At 59.3% G+C, this 18,881-nt stretch carries 19 protein-coding genes; 17 read left to right on the top strand and 2 right to left on the bottom strand.

The window, feature by feature from the left end; all coding sequences use genetic code 11:
* Positions 1–179 precede the first annotated feature (179 nt).
* The 15 genes from FQ187_RS08790 to FQ187_RS08720 all read left to right on the top strand — a co-directional run bounded on the left by FQ187_RS08790 (position 180) and on the right by FQ187_RS08720 (position 15,300).
* The gene (locus tag FQ187_RS08790; RefSeq protein ID WP_256667284.1) at positions 180–809 is read left to right on the top strand and encodes a hypothetical protein; all 630 of its coding nucleotides are present in this window, start codon (positions 180–182) and stop codon (positions 807–809) included.
* Between the two features lie 202 nt (positions 810–1,011).
* Positions 1,012–3,141 carry a flagellar biosynthesis protein FlhA gene (flhA, locus tag FQ187_RS08785; protein ID WP_149629151.1) on the top strand — a complete coding sequence of 710 codons (2,130 nt, stop codon included), beginning with the start codon at positions 1,012–1,014 and terminating at the stop codon, positions 3,139–3,141.
* 11 nt (positions 3,142–3,152) lie between these two features.
* A complete protein-coding gene (gene flhF / locus FQ187_RS08780) occupies positions 3,153–4,481 on the top strand; it encodes a flagellar biosynthesis protein FlhF (RefSeq protein WP_149629150.1) in 1,329 nt (442 codons plus the stop codon).
* A gap of 116 nt (positions 4,482–4,597) precedes the next feature.
* Positions 4,598–5,428, top strand: a complete 831-nt coding sequence (gene fleN, locus FQ187_RS08775; protein WP_008001746.1) for a flagellar synthesis regulator FleN — start codon at positions 4,598–4,600, stop codon at positions 5,426–5,428.
* The gene (gene fliA, locus FQ187_RS08770) at positions 5,425–6,165 is read left to right on the top strand and encodes an RNA polymerase sigma factor FliA (protein WP_007894214.1); all 741 of its coding nucleotides are present in this window, start codon (positions 5,425–5,427) and stop codon (positions 6,163–6,165) included. Before fleN ends, fliA begins: the two co-directional genes overlap by 4 nt.
* 167 nt (positions 6,166–6,332) lie before the next feature.
* On the top strand, positions 6,333–6,704 hold the full coding sequence (locus FQ187_RS08765; protein ID WP_003183998.1) for a chemotaxis response regulator CheY: 372 nt from the start codon (positions 6,333–6,335) through the stop codon (positions 6,702–6,704).
* 30 nt (positions 6,705–6,734) lie between these two features.
* Positions 6,735–7,523, top strand: a complete 789-nt coding sequence (locus FQ187_RS08760) for a protein phosphatase CheZ (RefSeq protein ID WP_046046370.1) — start codon at positions 6,735–6,737, stop codon at positions 7,521–7,523.
* A 37-nt stretch (positions 7,524–7,560) separates the two neighbouring features.
* Positions 7,561–9,807: a chemotaxis protein CheA gene (locus FQ187_RS08755; protein WP_149629149.1), complete on the top strand. Its 2,247-nt coding sequence runs from the start codon at positions 7,561–7,563 to the stop codon at positions 9,805–9,807.
* Between the two features lie 49 nt (positions 9,808–9,856).
* On the top strand, positions 9,857–10,987 hold the full coding sequence (locus FQ187_RS08750; protein WP_149629148.1) for a chemotaxis response regulator protein-glutamate methylesterase: 1,131 nt from the start codon (positions 9,857–9,859) through the stop codon (positions 10,985–10,987).
* Positions 10,987–11,727, top strand: a complete 741-nt coding sequence (locus FQ187_RS08745; protein ID WP_008155813.1) for a flagellar motor protein — start codon at positions 10,987–10,989, stop codon at positions 11,725–11,727. Before FQ187_RS08750 ends, FQ187_RS08745 begins: the two co-directional genes overlap by 1 nt.
* Before the next feature lie 15 nt (positions 11,728–11,742).
* Positions 11,743–12,633 carry a flagellar motor protein MotD gene (gene motD, locus FQ187_RS08740; protein ID WP_149629147.1) on the top strand — a complete coding sequence of 297 codons (891 nt, stop codon included), beginning with the start codon at positions 11,743–11,745 and terminating at the stop codon, positions 12,631–12,633.
* 43 nt (positions 12,634–12,676) lie between these two features.
* The gene (locus FQ187_RS08735) at positions 12,677–13,465 is read left to right on the top strand and encodes a ParA family protein (RefSeq protein WP_129442213.1); all 789 of its coding nucleotides are present in this window, start codon (positions 12,677–12,679) and stop codon (positions 13,463–13,465) included.
* Between the two features lies 1 nt (position 13,466).
* Entirely contained in the window at positions 13,467–14,333 is an 867-nt protein-coding gene (locus FQ187_RS08730) for a CheW domain-containing protein (RefSeq protein WP_149629146.1), read from the top strand.
* 88 nt (positions 14,334–14,421) lie between these two features.
* The gene (locus FQ187_RS08725; protein ID WP_010456928.1) at positions 14,422–14,907 is read left to right on the top strand and encodes a chemotaxis protein CheW; all 486 of its coding nucleotides are present in this window, start codon (positions 14,422–14,424) and stop codon (positions 14,905–14,907) included.
* Entirely contained in the window at positions 14,908–15,300 is a 393-nt protein-coding gene (locus FQ187_RS08720) for a DUF2802 domain-containing protein (protein ID WP_134422236.1), read from the top strand.
* Between the two features lie 116 nt (positions 15,301–15,416).
* Here the strand turns inward: FQ187_RS08720 and FQ187_RS08715 are convergent, their stop codons facing one another.
* Entirely contained in the window at positions 15,417–15,746 is a 330-nt protein-coding gene (locus FQ187_RS08715; protein ID WP_149629145.1) for an EscU/YscU/HrcU family type III secretion system export apparatus switch protein, read from the bottom strand.
* Positions 15,743–17,308, bottom strand: coding sequence for a flagellar hook-length control protein FliK (locus FQ187_RS08710; RefSeq protein WP_149629144.1), 1,566 nt, complete (start codon positions 17,306–17,308; stop codon positions 15,743–15,745). Before FQ187_RS08710 ends, FQ187_RS08715 begins: the two co-directional genes overlap by 4 nt.
* A gap of 197 nt (positions 17,309–17,505) precedes the next feature.
* On the opposite strand from FQ187_RS08710, the gene ccmA reads away from it, so the two are divergent.
* On the top strand, positions 17,506–18,141 hold the full coding sequence (gene ccmA / locus FQ187_RS08705; RefSeq protein WP_007894233.1) for a cytochrome c biogenesis heme-transporting ATPase CcmA: 636 nt from the start codon (positions 17,506–17,508) through the stop codon (positions 18,139–18,141).
* Complete coding sequence (gene ccmB / locus FQ187_RS08700) at positions 18,138–18,806, top strand: heme exporter protein CcmB (RefSeq protein ID WP_008155797.1); 669 nt, start codon at positions 18,138–18,140, stop codon at positions 18,804–18,806. Before ccmA ends, ccmB begins: the two co-directional genes overlap by 4 nt.
* Positions 18,807–18,881: the final 75 nt, after the last annotated feature.

Here is an 18,881-nt window from a genome sequence, read left to right as displayed (position 1 = left end):
TTTTTGACAGTAGACAGTCGCTTCCTCAAGCGGTGTCATGACTTATGGGAATCCTCCCAAATCAATGTCCTGCAGTGGCGGCCCTGATCATTTGATTAAGAGCGCCAGGATTGGTGTTTGCGTCAGTACTCTGAGGGGATAGTGTGATGACAAGGCGTATTTATAGAAAACTGCAAGGCATGGAACTGAAGTTTGTCTCCGGGGTATTGGAAGACAATCCAAAAGAATCAGCGATCGATTACATCGTTACTTTTAGGATGAGCCTGGATTTCACACACTTTGTGCAAATGGCCAACCAGTACATTCCGGGATATCTGGAGCAGCCGATCAACGCCGTCCGGCCTGAGCTCGACGGACTGGCCTATCACTATGCCTACAACTACTTCTTCGACGCTGCGGGCAAGATCGACCGCAACGAGGCGTTGTTCAATGTTTTTACTCCTTCCTCCTATTACATGGATCAATGGTCTTCTGGTGGGCTCGAAAAGCGTTATGGCAAACCCGTGTTCGACATTGTCGATGGGCAATTGCAGGTCACCGCTCGGACGGACTTTCGCTGGGAAGATAAGCGTCAGATTCAAATAAGTGATCTGCCAGTCATTAGCTTTCAATGGGCGCTCCACCTTTACGAGCGGGAACTGGCTACTCACGAAAGAACGGCGCCAGTATCAAAAGTGGTAGTCGGCTATGCAGAGGAAGATCGTGTAGAGGTGGAAGGTCATCCGATGCTTCGAGGGACGCTCTACATGGTCGGGAAGAAGCTTGAGTTTGGGGAGATCCGCAAAGACCGGATCCTGACAGCGGGTTAATCCCTATTTTTGGTCCACTGCATGTGTAGCCTATGCGAGGGCTTCGTCCTCGAACGCAGCCTCGCAGGCTCGGCAGTTGCTACAAAAGCTCAATAAATCCCTCTATTCCCCGCCTCTGCAAAAGTTGGAAGGCTTCTTGCAGTAGCCGCCCTGCGCCTGCTTCAGGCGTCAAAAGTTTGCTTTAAAGGAACGGGGAAAACCGGTGGATCGCTCTCAGTTACTCAACAGTGCTCGCACAAACGTTGCCGACTTAAGTCGGGGCAATCTGGGTGTGCCGTTGTTGCTGCTGGTCATGCTGGCGATGATGATGTTGCCCGTGCCGCCGTTCCTGCTGGACGTGTTCTTCACGTTCAACATCGCGTTGTCGATTGTCGTGCTGCTGGTGTGCGTCTACGCGTTGCGGCCGCTGGATTTCGCGGTGTTCCCGACCATTCTGCTGGTGGCGACGTTGCTGCGACTGGCGCTGAACGTGGCCTCCACGCGGGTGGTAATGCTCCACGGCCAGGACGGTCATGCCGCCGCCGGTAAGGTGATCCAGGCCTTCGGCGAAGTGGTGATCGGCGGTAACTACGTGGTCGGTATCGTTGTGTTCGCGATTTTGATGATCATCAACTTCGTCGTGGTGACCAAGGGCGCCGGGCGGATTTCCGAGGTGAGCGCACGCTTCACCCTCGATGCGATGCCCGGTAAACAAATGGCCATCGACGCCGACTTGAACGCCGGCCTGATCGATCAGAACCAGGCCAAACTGCGCCGGATGGAAGTCGCGCAAGAGGCCGAGTTCTACGGTTCCATGGACGGTGCCAGCAAGTTCGTTCGCGGTGACGCCATTGCCGGCCTGCTGATTCTGTTCATCAACCTGATCGGCGGCATGGCGGTCGGTATCTTCCAGCACGGCATGACCTTCGGCGACGCCGGCAAGGTTTACGCCCTGTTGACCATCGGTGACGGTTTGGTGGCGCAATTGCCATCACTGCTTTTATCTACAGCGGCAGCGATCATGGTGACCCGTGCTTCCGGTTCGGAAGACATGGGCAAGCAGATCAATCGCCAGATGTTCGCCTCGCCCAAAGCGTTGGCCGTGGCGGCGGGGTTGATGGCAGTGATGGGCCTGGTGCCCGGCATGCCGCATTTCTCCTTTCTCAGCATGGCAGCCTTGGCGGCCGGCGGCGCGTACCTGTTCTGGAAGAAGCAGAACGTGGTCAAAGTTCAGGCCTTGCAAGAGGTCAAGCGTCAGCAGGAGCTGTTGCCATCGCCAGCCCGCGCTCAGGAAACCAAGGAGCTTGGCTGGGATGACGTCACTCCGATCGACATGATTGGCCTGGAAGTCGGCTATCGCCTGATTCCGCTGGTGGATCGCAACCAGGGCGGTCAGTTGCTCGCTCGGATCAAGGGCGTGCGCAAGAAGCTGTCCCAGGATCTGGGCTTCCTGATGCCGACTGTGCATATCCGTGACAACCTCGACCTGGCGCCAAGTGCCTACCGCCTGACCCTGATGGGGGTGATCCTTGCGGAGGCGGAAATTTACCCGGACCGCGAACTGGCGATCAACCCGGGGCAGGTCTACGGTACGCTCAACGGCATTACCGCCAAAGATCCGGCTTTCGGTCTGGAGGCGGTCTGGATCGAAGTCAGCCAGCGTGCCCAGGCTCAGTCTCTCGGTTACACCGTGGTCGATGCCAGTACGGTAGTGGCAACCCACTTGAACCAGATTTTGTACAAGCACTCCAGCGAGCTGATCGGTCACGAAGAAGTGCAGCAACTCATGCAATTGTTGGCCAAAAGCTCGCCAAAATTGGCCGAAGAGCTGGTGCCGGGTGTGGTCTCGCTGTCGCAACTGCTCAAAGTGCTTCAGGCTTTGCTGGCCGAGCAGGTGCCAGTACGGGACATTCGCAGCATTGCCGAAGCCATCGCCAACAATGCCAGCAAGAGTCAAGATACTGCCGCGCTGGTGGCCGCGGTGCGTGTCGGCGTATCCCGCGCAATCGTCCAAAGCATTGTAGGCACTGACTCCGAGCTACCAGTGATCACCCTGGAGCCAAGGTTGGAACAAATATTGCTCAATAGTCTTCAGAAGGCAGGACAAGGCTCGGAAGAGGGCGTTCTGCTGGAGCCAAGCATGGCTGAAAAATTGCAGCGCTCGTTGATCGATGCCGCGCAGCGTCAGGAAATGCAAGGTCAACCGGTGATTCTGCTGGTAGCCGGTCCGGTTCGCGCGATGCTGTCGCGATTCGGCCGATTGGCAGTCCCGGGTTTGCATGTGTTGGCTTACCAGGAAATTCCTGACAACAAGCAAGTGACCATCGTTGCGACAGTAGGGCCCAACGGCTGAGGTAGTGGTTTATGCAAGTTAAGCGTTTTTTCGCCGCCGATATGCGTCAGGCCATGAAACTGGTTCGTGATGAGCTGGGCGCTGATGCCGCCATCATTGGCAACCGCCGGATCGCCGGTGGTGTCGAGCTGACGGCTGCCCTGGATTACAAGTTGTCGGCGCTGGCTCCGCGCGTTCCGAACATGGAACTCGAAGACGAGCTGCGCAAGACCCAATCGCGCATCGTCACCGCCCAGGCCGAACTGAGCCTGCGCAGCGATGGCGAGAGCGATAAGTCCACCAATCGCCAATTGTTCGCCGGCCTGCCACTGACCGCCGCCGAGCCGCTGATCGAGCCGACCTACACCGAACCCCGTCGTCCTGCACCGGCTGCGGCACATGCCACCGGTGGCGTCGACCCACGGGCGTTCGACTCGATGCGTTTCGAACTCAACAGCCTGCGCGAACTGATGGAAGTGCAACTCGGCTCCCTGGCCTGGAATCAGCTGCAAGGCAGCCGTCCGGCCCAAGCCAACCTTTGGCGTCGCCTGCAACGTATCGGCCTGTCCGGCCCGCTGTCGCGCGATTTGCTGGCGCTGATTACCGATATTGAAGAACCTCGTCAGGCCTGGCGCATGTTGCTGGCACACCTGGCGCGGATGATCGCCACACCGGAAATCGAGCCTCTGGAAGAGGGCGGCGTGATTGCCATGGTCGGCCCCGCCGGCATGGGCAAGACCACCACCCTGGCCAAACTCGCGGCCCGTTACGTGCTCAAGTACGGTGCGCAAAATATCGCGCTGGTGAGCATGGACAGCTACCGTATTGGTGCTCAGGAACAACTCAAGACGTTGGGCCGGATCCTCAATGTGTCGGTGACGCATGTCGATCCGGGCCAATCGCTGGTACAGGCGTTGGAGCCCTTGCTGCGCAAGCGCGTGGTGCTGATCGATACCGCGGGCCTTCAGGCCAGCGATCCGGCACTGCGCATGCAGCTCGAAAGCCTGGCCGGTCGTGGCATCAAATCGAAAAATTACCTGGTCCTGGCAACCACCAGCCAGAAACAGGTTCTAACGGCCGCTTATCACAGTTACAAGCGTTGTGGGCTCGCTGGCTGCATCCTGACTAAACTGGATGAAACGGCAAGTCTGGGCGAGGTGTTGAGCCTGGCCATCAGTCATGAATTGCCGGTGGCCTACCTGACCGATGGCCCGCGCATTCCAGATGATTTGCATCTACCGCGTCGTCATCAGTTGGTCAGCCGAGCGGTCAGCGTGCAAATGCAAGAAGAACCCAGCGAAGAAGCCATGGCTGATATGTTCGCTGATATTTACCACAGCCCGACCAAGCAGGTCGGCTGAGGTATTAATGAACAGTTTTTGTACCTACATCGATGGTCTGCCATGCATTGTTCAGTTAGTGAACGCGCAGCCAGTAATGTGGCCTCCGTCTAAGTAAGACAAGGTAAAGAAAATTCATGGGCAGCATGCATCCCGTACAGGTGATCGCGGTGACCGGCGGCAAAGGTGGCGTCGGGAAGACTAACGTGTCAGTGAACTTGTCCCTGGCTCTAGCTGAGCTCGGCCGGCGCGTGATGCTGCTGGACGCCGATCTGGGGCTGGCGAACGTCGACGTTCTGCTGGGGCTGACACCCAAACGTACTTTGGCCGACGTGATCGAAGGCCGCTGCGAGCTGCGCGACGTACTGTTGCAGGGCCCCGGCGGCATTCGCATCGTCCCGGCCGCGTCCGGCACACAGAGCATGGTTCATTTGAGCCCGGCCCAACACGCCGGCCTGATCCAGGCGTTCAGCGATATCGGCGACAACCTCGACGTGCTGGTGATCGACACCGCGGCGGGCATTGGTGACTCGGTCGTCAGTTTCGTCCGCGCAGCGCAAGAAGTCTTGCTGGTGGTCTGCGACGAACCGACCTCGATCACCGACGCCTACGCACTGATCAAACTGCTTAACCGCGATTACGGCATGAACCGCTTCCGCGTCCTGGCCAACATGGCCCAGAGCCCGCAGGAAGGGCGCAACCTGTTCGCCAAGTTGACCAAGGTCACGGATCGCTTCCTTGACGTCGCCTTGCAATACGTCGGCGCGGTGCCTTACGACGAAAGCGTGCGCAAGGCCGTGCAGAAGCAGCGCGCCGTCTATGAAGCCTTCCCGCGTTCCAAGTGCTCACTGGCGTTCAAGGCCATTGCACAGAAGGTCGATACCTGGCCGCTACCTGCCAACCCGCGTGGGCACCTGGAGTTTTTCGTCGAGCGCCTCGTGCAACAAACGGCAGGACCCGTCCTATGACAGCCAGTGGCTACAACCTCTACAAGAAGTCGGCACGTGACGCGCAGTACGAGCTGATCGAGCGTTACGCGCCACTGGTTAAACGCATTGCCTACCACTTGCTGGCGCGTCTGCCGGCCAGTGTCCAGGTCGAAGACCTGATCCAGGCCGGGATGATCGGCCTGCTTGAAGTGTCGACCAAATACGACGCCAGCAAAGGCGCGAGTTTCGAGACGTACGCGGGCATTCGAATCCGTGGCGCGATGCTCGACGAAGTACGCAAGGGGGACTGGGCGCCGCGTTCGGTCCACCGCAATACCCGCATGGTCAGCGACGCCATTCGCTCTATTGAAGCTAAAACCGGCCGTGACGCTAAAGATCACGAGGTTGCGGCCGAACTCCAATTGAGTCTCGACGATTATTACGGGATTTTGAACGACACCCTGGGCAGCCGCTTATTCAGTTTCGACGATCTGTTGCAGGACGGCGAACACGAAGGGCTGCACGAGGATGGCGCGAGTGCTCATCTCGAGCCGTCACGCGATCTGGAAGATGAACGCTTCCAGGCGGCGCTGGCGGACGCGATTGCCAATTTGCCGGAGCGTGAGCGACTGGTGTTGGCGCTGTACTACGACGAAGAGTTGAATCTCAAGGAAATCGGTGAGGTCCTGGGGGTCAGCGAATCTCGGGTCAGCCAGTTACACAGCCAGTGCGCGGCCCGTTTGCGGGGGCGTTTGGGGGAGTGGCGAGCGCGCTGAAGGCAGTGTGGGGACACTGCGAACGCGGCGGGTGGGGTGTTGAACCTTACCGGTCCCGATCTGTTGTGCTCCAGACAGTCATTGAGTGCTTTGCCGGATTGATTGAAATGGCGCGTCCAGGTGCTGGGCGCGTTTAAGACTGCTTGGAGGTCGAATTGGACAAGAACATGAAAATCCTCATCGTTGATGACTTCTCAACGATGCGGCGGATCATTAAAAACCTGTTGCGTGACCTTGGGTTCACCAACACGGTCGAGGCCGACGATGGCACTACTGCCATTCCGGTTCTCAACAGCGGCAGCATCGACTTTCTGGTAACAGACTGGAACATGCCTGGCATGACCGGTATCGACCTGCTGCGCCACGTGCGTGCCGATGAAAAGCTCAAGCACCTGCCGGTGCTGATGGTGACCGCTGAAGCCAAGCGCGAGCAGATCATCGAGGCAGCCCAGGCCGGTGTTAACGGCTATGTGGTCAAGCCCTTCACGGCCCAGGCGTTAAAAGAAAAAATCGAGAAGATTTTCGAACGCATCGGTTGATGTGCGAAGCCACTGCGCCACGGGGGAGCTATGGAGCATAACGAGTCTTCACAGGGCGATTTCGAATCGACTCTGAAAAAACACGCGGTCGAACTGGTCGAAAGCCTTGAAAAAGGCAGGTTCGGCGACGCTGTGCAACTGATCCATGAGCTCAATCAGACCCGTGACCGTGGCCTGTATCAGGAAGTGGGCAAGCTCACTCGCGAGCTGCATAGCGCGATCGTCAATTTCCAGATTGACCCGCACATGCCGCAAGCCGAGGAAGTCTCGCAGATCACAGATGCCACCGAGCGTCTGGGGTATGTGGTCAAGCTGACCGAGGCCGCTGCCAACCGCACCATGGACCTGGTGGAAAACGCCACGCCACTGGTCAACGGTCTGAGCAACGAGGCCCAAGCCTTGAGCACCGACTGGGGACGGTTCATGCGTCGCGAAGTCGGGGCTGAAGAGTTCCGTGAGCTGGCCCGGCGAGTCGACGGTTTCCTGACACGCAGCAGCGAAGACAATCGCGTTGTGTCGAGCAACCTCAACGACATTCTGCTCGCTCAGGATTACCAGGACCTCACCGGTCAGGTGATCAAGCGTGTGACCCAATTGGTCACCGAAGTTGAAAGCAACCTGCTCAAGCTCGTGCTTATGGCCAGTCAGGTGGACCGCTTTGCGGGTATCGAACATGACCGTGAAGCGATGCTGGCAGAAAAAGATCCGCAAAAACATCTCTCTCAGGGTGAAGGTCCGCAGATTCATGCCGATAAAAGAGAAGACGTTGTGTCCGGTCAGGACGATGTGGACGATTTGCTATCCAGTCTTGGATTTTAGGTTTTTAGGTTTTTAGACCTTTAGGAGCACCCCCTTAATGAGCTTCGGCGCCGATGAAGAGATCCTTCAGGATTTCCTGGTTGAGGCCGGCGAGATTCTAGAGCAACTGTCCGAACAGCTGGTCGAGCTTGAAAGCCGACCCGATGATGCGGACTTGCTCAATGCAATTTTTCGCGGTTTTCACACTGTAAAAGGAGGCGCCGGCTTCCTCCAGCTCAACGAGCTGGTGGAGTGCTGTCACATCGCCGAGAACGTGTTCGACATTCTGCGCAAGGGTGAACGTCGCGTCGACTCGGAACTGATGGACGTGGTTCTCGAAGCGCTGGATGCGGTGAACGGCATGTTTACCGAAGTCCGCGAGCGCAGCCCGATCACGGCTGCCACGCCTGAATTGCTGGCAGCGCTGGCGCGTCTGGCCGAGCCGCAAACCGCCGATGAAACGGCACCGGTCGCCGAAGTGGTGGAAGAACCTGCCGCCGAAAGCGAATCGGGTGACATCACCGATAACGAATTCGAACAACTGCTGGACTCGCTGAACGCCGTCAAGGCTCAGGCAGAAGCCCCGGCAGCTGTGCCAGCGCCGAGCAGCAATGCGGCGGGCAGCGACGAAATCACCGATGCCGAGTTCGAGTCGTTGCTCGATCAACTGCACGGTAAAGGCCAGTTCGCCGTCGATGCGGTAGCCCCTGCGCCAGCCGCACCGGCTGCCCCGAAAGCGCCAGGCGACAGCTCCGATATCACCGACGACGAGTTCGAAGCACTGCTCGATCAGTTGCACGGCAAGGGCAACTTTGCCGTTGATGCGCTGGAGTCGGCCATTGCTGCGGTCCCGGCCCCGGCTGCGCCAACCGCTAAAGCGGCTGGCGGCGATCTGATCTCCGATCACGAGTTCGAATCACTGCTCGACGAATTGCACGGCAAAGGCAAGTTCACTGAAGTCGGTACCGCGTCGGGCGCCAGCGCTTCGGTTGTGGCGCCAATTGCCAAGGCTGTTGCACCGAAACCCATTGCCAAAGCGCCCGAGCCTAAAGCCGAAGCGCCGAAGCCTGCCGCTGCTGCCCCGGCTCCGGCGCGTGCCCCGGCCGCGCCGCCACCGGAAAAACCGGCCAGCGAAGCCGAGACTACCGTGCGGGTCGATACCGCGCGTCTCGACGAAATCATGAACATGGTCGGCGAGTTGGTACTGGTGCGTAACCGCTTGGTCCGTCTGGGCCTCAACAGCGGCGACGAAGCCATGTCCAAGGCCGTGTCGAACCTCGACGTGGTCACGGCCGACCTGCAAACCGCGGTCATGAAGACCCGGATGCAACCGATCAAGAAGGTTTTCGGGCGCTTCCCGCGACTGGTTCGCGACCTGGCTCGCCAGCTCAAGAAAGAGATCAACCTGGAACTGGTCGGCGAAGAAACCGACCTCGACAAGAACCTCGTCGAGGCCCTGGCCGACCCGCTGGTCCACTTGGTGCGCAACTCGGTCGACCACGGTATTGAAGAACCGGCCGAGCGTGAAGCGATGGGCAAGCCTCGCAGCGGCAAGGTGATCCTGTCCGCTGAACAGGAAGGCGACCACATCCTTCTGTCGATCTCCGATGACGGCAAGGGCATGGACGCCGATGTTTTGCGCGGTATCGCGGTCAAGAAAGGCTTGATGGACAAGGATGCAGCCGATCGCCTCAGCGAATCCGATTGCTTCAACCTGATCTTCGCGCCGGGTTTCTCGACCAAGACCGAAATTTCCGATGTCTCCGGACGCGGCGTGGGCATGGACGTGGTGAAAACCAAAATCGCCCAGCTCAACGGCACCATCAATATCTATTCGACCAAGGGCAAGGGCTCGAAGATCGTCATCAAGGTCCCGTTGACCCTGGCGATCATGCCGACGCTGATGGTCATGCTGGGCAACCAGGCGTTTGCGTTCCCGCTGGTGAACGTCAACGAGATATTCCACCTCGACCTGTCGCGCACCAACGTGGTGGACGGCCAGGAAGTGGTGATCGTGCGGGACAAGGCGCTGCCATTGTTCTACCTCAAACGCTGGCTGGTCAGCTCCGCCGCTCACGAAGAGCAGCGCGAAGGCCATGTGGTGATCCTTTCGGTGGGCACTCAGCGGATCGGCTTCGTCGTCGATCAACTGGTGGGCCAGGAAGAAGTGGTCATCAAGCCATTGGGCAAAATGCTTCAGGGAACCCCGGGCATGTCCGGCGCCACCATCACCGGTGACGGCCGCATTGCGCTGATTCTCGATGTTCCGAGCATGCTCAAGCGTTACGCCGCACGGCGTATTTGATTCTGGTGGGGCGGGGCGACTGAGCCTCGCTCCGTCTAACGGAGTGTTTATGGCAGTTAAAGTCCTGGTGGTGGACGATTCGGGGTTTTTCCGCCGCCGCGTCTCGGAAATTCTTTCAGCGGATCCGAATATCCAGGTCGTCGGCACGGCGACCAACGGAAAAGAGGCGATTGATCAGGCGCTGGCCCTCAAGCCAGATGTGATCACCATGGACTACGAGATGCCGATGATGGATGGCATCACGGCGGTGCGGCACATCATGCAGCGCTGTCCGACCCCGGTGTTGATGTTCTCCTCGCTGACCCACGAAGGCGCTCGGGTAACCCTCGACGCGCTGGACGCTGGCGCGGTGGATTTCCTGCCGAAGAATTTCGAAGACATCTCCCGCAACCCGGAGAAGGTCAAGCAACTGCTGTGCGAGAAGATTCTCAGCATCTCGCGCAGTAACCGTCGCGCCAATACCTACAGCGCTCCGGCACCTGTCGCCGCACCCGCCCCGACGCCTGCACCTTCGAGCGTCAGCAGCTACGGCAGCAGCGCGCCTGCGCGTCTGGCACCGGCGCCGATTCCGGCGCGTACCCACACCCCGGCCTCGTCGTCGCCCGCGCCGAAACGCAAAGCCTACAAACTGGTCGCCATCGGTACGTCCACCGGCGGCCCGGTTGCCCTGCAGCGGGTTCTGACCCAATTGCCGGCCAACTTCCCTGCACCCATCGTATTGATCCAGCACATGCCGGCCGCCTTCACCAAGGCCTTCGCCGAACGACTGGACAAGCTCTGCCGCATCAGCGTCAAGGAAGCCGAGGATGGCGACATCCTGCGTCCGGGCCTGGCGTTGCTGGCGCCGGGTGGCAAGCAAATGATGATCGACGGCCGTGGCGCGGTGAAGATCCTCCCGGGTGACGAACGTCTGAACTACAAGCCGTGCGTGGACATCACCTTCGGTTCCGCGGCCAAGTCTTACGGTGACAAAGTTCTGGCGGTCGTTTTGACCGGCATGGGCGCCGATGGTCGCGAAGGCGCGCGTCTGCTCAAGCAGGGCGGCAGCTCGATCTGGGCTCAGGATGAAGCCAGCTGCGTGATCTACGGCATGCCGATGGCCATCGTCAAAGCCGAACTCGCCGACGCGGTGTACGGCCTGGACGATATTGGCAGGCATCTGGTCGAGGCTTGTATCTGATGGATGTTTTAAGCCTCATCGGGATCATCATGGCGTTTGTCGCCATCATTGGCGGCAACTACCTTGAAGGCGGTCACCTCGGCGCTCTGGCCAACGGCCCGGCGGCGTTGATCGTACTCGGTGGGACCATCGGTGCGGCGCTGTTGCAAGCACCGATGAGCGCTTTCAAGCGTGCCATGCAGATTCTGGCCTGGATCCTGTTCCCTCCACGCATCGACCTCGCCGGTGGCGTCGATCGCGTCGTCAACTGGAGCCTGACCGCACGCAAGGAAGGCTTGCTCGGTCTGGAAGGGGTGGCTGACGCCGAACCTGACAACTACTCGCGTAAAGGCCTGCAACTGCTGGTGGACGGCGCCGAACCGGAAGCGATTCGCAGCATTCTGGAAGTGGATTTCTACACCCAGGAAAGCCGCGACATCGAAGCCGCCAAAGTCTTCGAAAGCATGGGCGGCTACGCGCCGACCATCGGCATCATCGGTGCGGTGATGGGCCTCATTCACGTGATGGGCAACCTGGCCGATCCATCGCAACTGGGTAGCGGCATAGCCGTGGCCTTTGTCGCGACCATCTACGGCGTGGCCAGTGCCAACCTGGTGCTGCTGCCGATTGCCGCCAAACTCAAGTCCGTCGCTTTGCGGCAGTCGCGTTATCGCGAAATGTTGTTGGAAGGCATTCTGTCGATCGCCGAAGGTGAAAACCCTCGCTCTATTGAGCTGAAGCTTCAGGGCTTCATGGATTGATGGGGGTAATGGACTATGGCTCGTCGTCGGCAACCTGAAGAACATGTAAACCATGAACGTTGGCTGGTTTCGTACGCCGACTTCATTACGTTGCTGTTCGCTTTCTTCGTGGTGATGTACTCGATCTCTTCGATCAACGAAGGCAAGTACAAGGTTATTTCCGAAGCGTTGATCGGGGTCTTTACCGACTCCGACCGCGCCCTCAAGCCGATCCCGATCGGCGACGAGCGACCGAAGACCGTGACCCCGGCCAAGCCGCTGGTTAAAGACGCCGAGCAGGTTGACGCCGGTATCGCAGGTGTCAGCGATCCGCTCAAAAGCATCGCCGACGACATCAGCGCCGCGTTCGGCGACTTGATCAGCTCCAACCAGATGACCATTCGCGGCAACGAGCTGTGGGTCGAGATCGAACTCAATTCCAGCCTGTTGTTCGGCAGCGGCGACGCCATGCCCAGCGATATCGCGTTCAACATCATCGACAAGGTTGCAGGGATCCTGAAGCCGTTCGACAACCCGATTCACGTCGAAGGCTTCACTGACGATCAGCCGATTCGCACCGCGCAGTACCCGACCAACTGGGAGCTGTCCTCGGCACGTTCGGCGAGCATCGTGCGCATGCTGGCGATGCAGGGTGTGAACCCCGGTCGCTTGGCGTCGGTGGGTTACGGCGAGTTCCAGCCAGTGGCCAACAACGCGACTGCCGAAGGGCGGGCGCGTAACCGTCGCGTGGTGTTGGTGGTGTCACGAAATCTGGATGTACGCCGCAGCCTCACGGGTACCGGAACCGCCAATGCGAAACCGGATGCCGCGTTGAAGCGTGCTGGCACACAAACTGCACCGACCCCGGTAAAGTCGCCGGGACGAGAGAGTGCCGTCAATTCTCCGTCACCCGCATTAATACGTTGAGCTTTTCCTCGGTCGACCATTTCGACCGGGAGGAACAATCCGAATGAGAGTCTGGGCAGTCGCCAATCAAAAGGGTGGTGTCGGTAAAACCACTTCCTCTATCGCTTTAGCCGGTTTACTGGCCGAGGCGGGCAAGCGCGTGGTCGTGGTCGATCTCGACCCGCACGGCTCCATGACCAGCTACTTCGGTTACGACCCCGACAGCCTGGAACACAGCAGCTACGACCTGTTCCTGCACAAGGGCAGTGTGCCGCAAGGCTTGCCCGGTCAGTTGTTGTTGCCCACCAGCCACGAGAGTATTTCCCTGTTGCCGTCGAGCACCGCACTCGCGACCCTCGAGCGCCAGTCGCCGGGGCAGAGTGGCTTGGGGCTGGTGATTGCCAAGAGCCTGGCGCAACTTTGGCAGGACTTCGATTACGCCGTGATCGACAGCCCGCCGTTGCTCGGCGTGCTGATGGTCAATGCCTTGGCGGCGAGCCAGCAATTGGTGATTCCGGTGCAGACCGAGCACCTGGCGGTCAAAGGCCTGGAGCGCATGGTCAATACCCTGGCGATGATCAACCGTTCGCGTAAACAGGCGCTGCCTTTCTGTATCGTGCCGACTTTGTTCGACCGCCGCACGCAGGCGTCCCTCGGAACGCTGCGGGTTTTGCGCGACAAATACCCGGAAGAAATCTGGCAGGGCTACATTCCAGTCGATACCCGCTTGCGTGACGCCAGCCGTGCCGGCGTGACGCCTTCGCAGTTCGACGGCAAGAGCCGTGGAGTGCTGGCTTATCGCGCGTTGCTCAAGCATCTGCTGGCAGCACAACTTGTTCCGCAGGTGGCGTGAGATGAACCGCCCGGTAAAAATCACCTCGCGTCCGCAACTGGCACTCCAGTCTTATCTGGACAGTTTGCTGATGGAGGCGACCGAAGAGTTGCCGCCGCAAATCGAAGCGCTGCCCGAGGTGGTCGAGGTTGAAGCTGCGCTGGACGAGTTCCAGGCAGCGGTGCTCGAAGAGCAGGCTCGCGATGCGCAGAACCCCGCCGTGGTTGCCGCGCCGGTAGCAGCGCCCGTGGCGAAAGCATCGGTAGCCGTGATCGAAGCACCAGCGCCGGTTCTCGCACCGGTCTCGACCATCGCCCCGCTGCTGCAGGCCTTGGTACCACCGGTGGTCGAAGTCCACCTGCCACCGAGCAACACTCCACCACCAATGGAAACCGATGGTCGCCCGTCCTGGGCTGCCGAGCCGTTCGAATGCCTGTTGTTCGACGTCGCCGGGTTGACCCTGGCCGTGCCGCTGGTGTGTCTGGGCTCGATTTATTCCCTGGCCGGTCACGAGCTGACACCGCTGTTCGGTCAGCCGGAATGGTTCCTCGGGATCCTGCCGAGCCAGGCCGGCAACCTGAAAGTATTGGACACCGCGCGTTGGGTCATGCCCGACCGCTACCGCGACGATTTCCGCCAGGGCCTGCAATACGTTATTTCGGTTCAGGGCTACGAATGGGGGCTGGCGGTGCATCATGTCAGCCGCTCGTTGCGCCTGGACCCGAACGAAATCAAATGGAGAAGTCATCGAGGTCAGCGGCCATGGCTCGCCGGCACGGTGATTGAGCACATGTGTGCGCTGCTGGACGTTTCCGCCCTGGCCGAGTTGATCGCCAGCGGTGGGGCAAAGCACATGAGCGGCAGCAAGCCGCTACACAAACCGACATAGCTGCCGACATAACAAGTATGCGACGGCATTGTTGAATGCCGCCAACAGAACACACACCGCCAGAAGCGGTTTTTCGAGGGGTCAGGGTATGAGTAGTCAAGCGACGAATGCAAAAGGTTCTGAAGATCCGATCCTGCAATGGGTGACCTTCAAACTGGACAACGAAACCTACGGCATCAACGTGATGCGCGTTCAGGAAGTCCTGCGTTACACCGAAATCGCCCCGGTCCCGGGTGCCCCGAGCTACGTGCTGGGCATCATCAACCTGCGCGGTAATGTGGTCACCGTGATTGACACCCGTCAGCGCTTCGGCCTGATGAATGCCGAGATCAGTGACAACACCCGTATCGTCATCATCGAAGCCGACAAGCAAGTCGTCGGGATCATGGTCGACAGCGTGGCCGAAGTGGTTTACCTGCGTCAGTCGGAAATCGAAACCGCGCCGAACGTCGGTAACGAAGAATCCGCCAAGTTCATTCAAGGCGTGTGCAACAAGAACAACGAACTGCTGATCCTGGTCGAGCTGGACAAGATGATGAGCGAAGAAGAATGGTCGGACCTGGAGAACATCTGATTGATTCTTGAGGTAGCGGTCATTGTCCTGTTCCTCTTCTGGGCAGGCACGCTGGCGATGTTTCTGGCGTACATACGAGGCCAACGACTGATCGCCGCGCAACAGGCCCAGGGCGATGCGCTGCGCGATCAGCGCATCAAGGACCTGGGCAAGCGCGTTGACGACTACCAGAGCGGCAACGTGCGCATGGGTGAAGACCTGCACGAACTGCGCGCGGTGGTGGGCCCGTTACCGGACAAACTGGCTCAGCTGGAACAACGCGATCCGTCGAGCCTGTCGTTTGCCCAGGCGGCAAAACTGGTCGGCATGGGCGCGAGCGTCGATGAACTGACTCAATCCTGCGGCTTGACCCAGGCTGAGGCGGAGTTGATGAGTAAGTTGCACAAGAACTGACAGATCAAAAGATTGCAGCCTCGTTTCACTCGACAGCTCCTACATTGGGATGGCGTACCCCGTGTAGGAGCTGTCGAGTGAAACGAGGCTGCGATCTTTTTGCATTCAACACAGAATCAATAGTCATCCCCACGCTCGGTAATGTCCTTCTCGACCATCGCCGCATCTGGATCTTGCCCCTTGGGAAACTTCCCCTTCAGATTCCACGCAAACGCAATGATCTCGGCAATCGTGCGATACAACTCCTCCGGAATACTCTCCCCCAATTCCATCCGCGCCAGCAGTTTCACCAGCTCGGCGTTTTCGTAGATGGGCACTTCATAATCGCGGGCAATCTTCAGAATGGCTTCGGCCAGTGCGTCGTCACCTTTGGCCGTGAGGGTAGGGGCGTGGTTGCCGTCGTACTTGAGGGCGATGGCCTGGCGCGGGGTATTGGGGTTTTTCATGCGGTTTCGTCGACCCAGCGTTGTTCGAGACGGGTTTGAGGGCCTTGTGGCGGTGTGCCAAGGTGGCAATCGAGATCGCCGACATTCAGGCCGGACGCCAGCAGCCGTTGGCGCAGTTCGGCCAGATGACTTTCGATGAGGTTGGCGGTGTACGGGCGTTCGGCCCACAGCTGACTGGACAGGCTGCCTTTGATCAGTTGTGCCTGAATCTGCAACGGGCCTAAGGGCTCCATGTCGAACGCCAGGTCCACTCGCCACAATTGTTGTTTGGGTTCGCGCCCGTCGCGGCGTTCGTTTTGCTGTTCTTTCTCGGGCGCTTCTTCACGCTGGAACTTGACCTGCAACGGCACGATGTCCTGCAGATTGCGCATCGGGATTTCCAGCTGCCAGGTGCTCATCAACCGACCGTCGTCAGTAACGCCGGTCTGTTCCAGGCTCGACAGTTGATGGCTTTGCAGGCGCGAAACCGCCGCTGCGGCCAAACGCAGCAAGTGCTCGAGATCGCCTTCGCCGTCCATGCTTTGGAGCAGGCGCTCGGGCAGCGGGAAACTGGTTGGCTGCGGTTTGGCGCTGACCTGGCCGAGCATGCCGAGGGCGCTGCGCACGAAGTTCGGCATGGCCTGGGCCAGGGTATTGGCGGCAATGATTGCGTTTAAATGGGTGTTGGCCGGGGTCAGTTGTGCGATCAGCTTGAGCAGATCACCTTTCATGTCCGGGGCCAGCGTCGGGTTCTGACCGCTGAGCAGTTTGGCTTCAAGGAACAGCCCGCTATTGGCCAGTGCCTGGGCCAGCCCCTTTGGCGTGCTGAGTTGTTGAACATCGGGCAGGCCGGCGAGCAACTTGTCGACGGCAGCACGCAGATCGCTGGACGTCTGATTCGAGGACGGCAGGTTTTGCAGGAGCTTGAGCAGGCCATCCAACGAACCCTGGCGACTCTGTTGACTGACCAGCTGTTGGGTCACCGCCAATTGCTCTTGGCGACTGCTCAGTGGCACGAACTTCAACGTCTGGGTGTCCTGCACAAGCGCACTCAGCAAAGTGCCGATGCGCAGCGGCGTCGGGCTGTCGATGCTCAAGGTGCTGCCGCTCAACGCGGTGTTGAGCAAGCTCACCATCGAGCGAAACACCGTCGGCTGGCCCGGCACCTGCGGCAACACCTGAGAGGTCAGCACTTTGCCTTGCAGCAGGGTGCCGACCGGCAGTTGCGCGGTGTCGATACGGGTGAGGGTGGCGACGCTGGAGGCGATGGCCTGTTGCACGGTGATGGCCAGATTACCCGCCGACGGTTGGGTGATCGCCAGGCTGGTGCCCTGAGGCAACGGTTGGGTGCTGGTGGCCTGGACCGTGGTCTGACGGCCGCTGTCGAGGGTGACCTTGAGCAACAGTTGAAAGGTCTGATCCGCCTGCTTGAGTGACAGCACTTCGGCCTTGGCGCTCTGACCGGCAGTGATCAGGCCCTCCATCGGCGTCAGTAATTTCAGCAGGTCGCCACTCACCAGCAGCGGTCGCGGAGTCGCGGGCATGGTTTGCGGTAGCGGAAGGATGTTCATTTCGCCTGTCATACGCGGTCACAACCTGAGGAAATTGCCCTCTTTAGAGTAGGGCATGGCATGTATAATGCCGCCCCGTTGTATCCGGGGCGCTGAAAACATTTCAAATACTTGATCCAGCTCCTTAGAACGGGCCGCCAATGCATTTATCCTGCATATCTTTAACGGCCGCTCCACTGCCGACTTGAACCCAAAAGGCCCGTGATCTCTTGACCAGTCCTGTCCTGCAAACCGTTGCCCTCGCCTGTGAGCGAGACCTTCGGCTGCTTTTCGAAAATCTCGAATTGAGACTGGCCAGTGGCGAAATGTTGCAAATCAGCGGCCCCAACGGCAGTGGCAAGACCAGCCTTTTACGTCTGCTTTGCGGTTTGATGCAGCCGACTGCCGGTCAGGTGCTGCTCAACGGCCAGCCATTGAACGAGCAACGCTTTGAGCTGGCGCGTAACCTGCTGTGGATCGGCCATGCCGCAGGGATCAAGGATTTGCTGACGCCGGAAGAGAATCTGAGCTGGCTGTGCGCCTTGCATCAACCGGCCTCCCATGAGGCGATCTGGCAAGCGCTGACGGCCGTCGGACTGCGCGGTTTCGAGGATGTTCCTTGCCACACGCTGTCTGCCGGGCAGCAACGCCGGGTCGCGTTAGCGCGGCTGTACCTGGAAAGTCCGCCGCTATGGATCCTCGATGAGCCATTCACCGCGCTCGACAAACAAGGCGTGGCGCAACTCGAAGAACACCTGGCCGCACACTGCGAGCGCGGTGGCATGGTGGTCTTGACCACTCACCACACGCTGACCCGGATGCCGGCCGGCTATCGCGACATTGATCTGGGGAATTGGGCCGTATGAGTGTTTTCGGCCTGTTGGTCGCCCGTGAAGCCCGATTGTTGTTCCGCCGTCCTGCGGAACTGGCCAATCCGCTCGTATTCTTCGCGATCGTCGTTTCCCTGTTCCCGTTGGCGGTCGGACCCGAGTCTCAATTGTTGCAAACCTTGTCTCCGGGACTGGTCTGGGTAGCGGCCCTTTTATCGGTCTTGCTCTCGCTGGACGGGCTTTTTCGCAGTGATTTCGAAGACGGATCGCTTGAACAGTGGGTCCTTTCGTCGCACCCCCTGCCTCTTCTGGTTTTGGCCAAGGTACTGGCACACTGGTCCTTCTCTGGCCTGGCACTGGTTTTGCTCGCTCCATTACTGGCATTGATGCTCGGTTTGCCAACCGCCTGTCTGCCGGTGTTGCTGCTTTCTTTATTGCTGGGTACACCGGTGCTGAGCCTGCTCGGTGCGGTGGGCGCAGCCCTGACGGTGGGATTGAAGCGCGGTGGCCTGTTGCTGGCGCTGCTGATTCTGCCGTTGTACATCCCGGTATTGATTCTTGGCAGTGGCGCCTTGCAGGCGGCATTGCAGGGAATGCCGGCGACCGGTTATCTCCTGTGGCTTGGTAGCCTGACCGCCCTGGCGATAACCCTGACACCTTTTGCAATAGCTGCTGGCCTGAAGATCAGCGTCGGCGAATAATGAGGTCTGGTCAATTTTTGATCAGTAAAGACCCTGGGCTCCTCATAGCGAAGAGCAACCGTGATGGAAACAGTA

The organism is Pseudomonas sp. ANT_J28, assembly GCF_008370005.1.
In the GTDB taxonomy this organism is placed as follows: domain Bacteria; phylum Pseudomonadota; class Gammaproteobacteria; order Pseudomonadales; family Pseudomonadaceae; genus Aquipseudomonas; species Aquipseudomonas frigoris.
This window is presented reverse-complemented; position numbering and strand designations above follow the sequence as displayed.

Bases quoted from the DNA above. Each gene is read 5' to 3' on its own strand.
- motD (WP_149629147.1), top strand. From the start codon at position 11,743: ATGGCTCGTCGTCGGCAACCTGAAGAACATGTAAACCATGAACGTTGG.
- FQ187_RS08735 (WP_129442213.1), top strand. From the start codon at position 12,677: ATGAGAGTCTGGGCAGTCGCCAATCAAAAGGGTGGTGTCGGTAAAACC.
- FQ187_RS08790 (WP_256667284.1), top strand. From the start codon at position 180: ATGGAACTGAAGTTTGTCTCCGGGGTATTGGAAGACAATCCAAAAGAA.
- flhF (WP_149629150.1), top strand. From the start codon at position 3,153: ATGCAAGTTAAGCGTTTTTTCGCCGCCGATATGCGTCAGGCCATGAAA.
- FQ187_RS08750 (WP_149629148.1), top strand. From the start codon at position 9,857: ATGGCAGTTAAAGTCCTGGTGGTGGACGATTCGGGGTTTTTCCGCCGC.
- FQ187_RS08765 (WP_003183998.1), top strand. From the start codon at position 6,333: ATGAAAATCCTCATCGTTGATGACTTCTCAACGATGCGGCGGATCATT.
- FQ187_RS08715 (WP_149629145.1), bottom strand. From the start codon at position 15,746: ATGAAAAACCCCAATACCCCGCGCCAGGCCATCGCCCTCAAGTACGAC.
- FQ187_RS08725 (WP_010456928.1), top strand. From the start codon at position 14,422: ATGAGTAGTCAAGCGACGAATGCAAAAGGTTCTGAAGATCCGATCCTG.
- FQ187_RS08710 (WP_149629144.1), bottom strand. From the start codon at position 17,308: ATGACAGGCGAAATGAACATCCTTCCGCTACCGCAAACCATGCCCGCG.
- FQ187_RS08730 (WP_149629146.1), top strand. From the start codon at position 13,467: ATGAACCGCCCGGTAAAAATCACCTCGCGTCCGCAACTGGCACTCCAG.
- ccmB (WP_008155797.1), top strand. From the start codon at position 18,138: ATGAGTGTTTTCGGCCTGTTGGTCGCCCGTGAAGCCCGATTGTTGTTC.
- FQ187_RS08760 (WP_046046370.1), top strand. From the start codon at position 6,735: ATGGAGCATAACGAGTCTTCACAGGGCGATTTCGAATCGACTCTGAAA.
- fleN (WP_008001746.1), top strand. From the start codon at position 4,598: ATGGGCAGCATGCATCCCGTACAGGTGATCGCGGTGACCGGCGGCAAA.
- FQ187_RS08745 (WP_008155813.1), top strand. From the start codon at position 10,987: ATGGATGTTTTAAGCCTCATCGGGATCATCATGGCGTTTGTCGCCATC.
- fliA (WP_007894214.1), top strand. From the start codon at position 5,425: ATGACAGCCAGTGGCTACAACCTCTACAAGAAGTCGGCACGTGACGCG.
- FQ187_RS08755 (WP_149629149.1), top strand. From the start codon at position 7,561: ATGAGCTTCGGCGCCGATGAAGAGATCCTTCAGGATTTCCTGGTTGAG.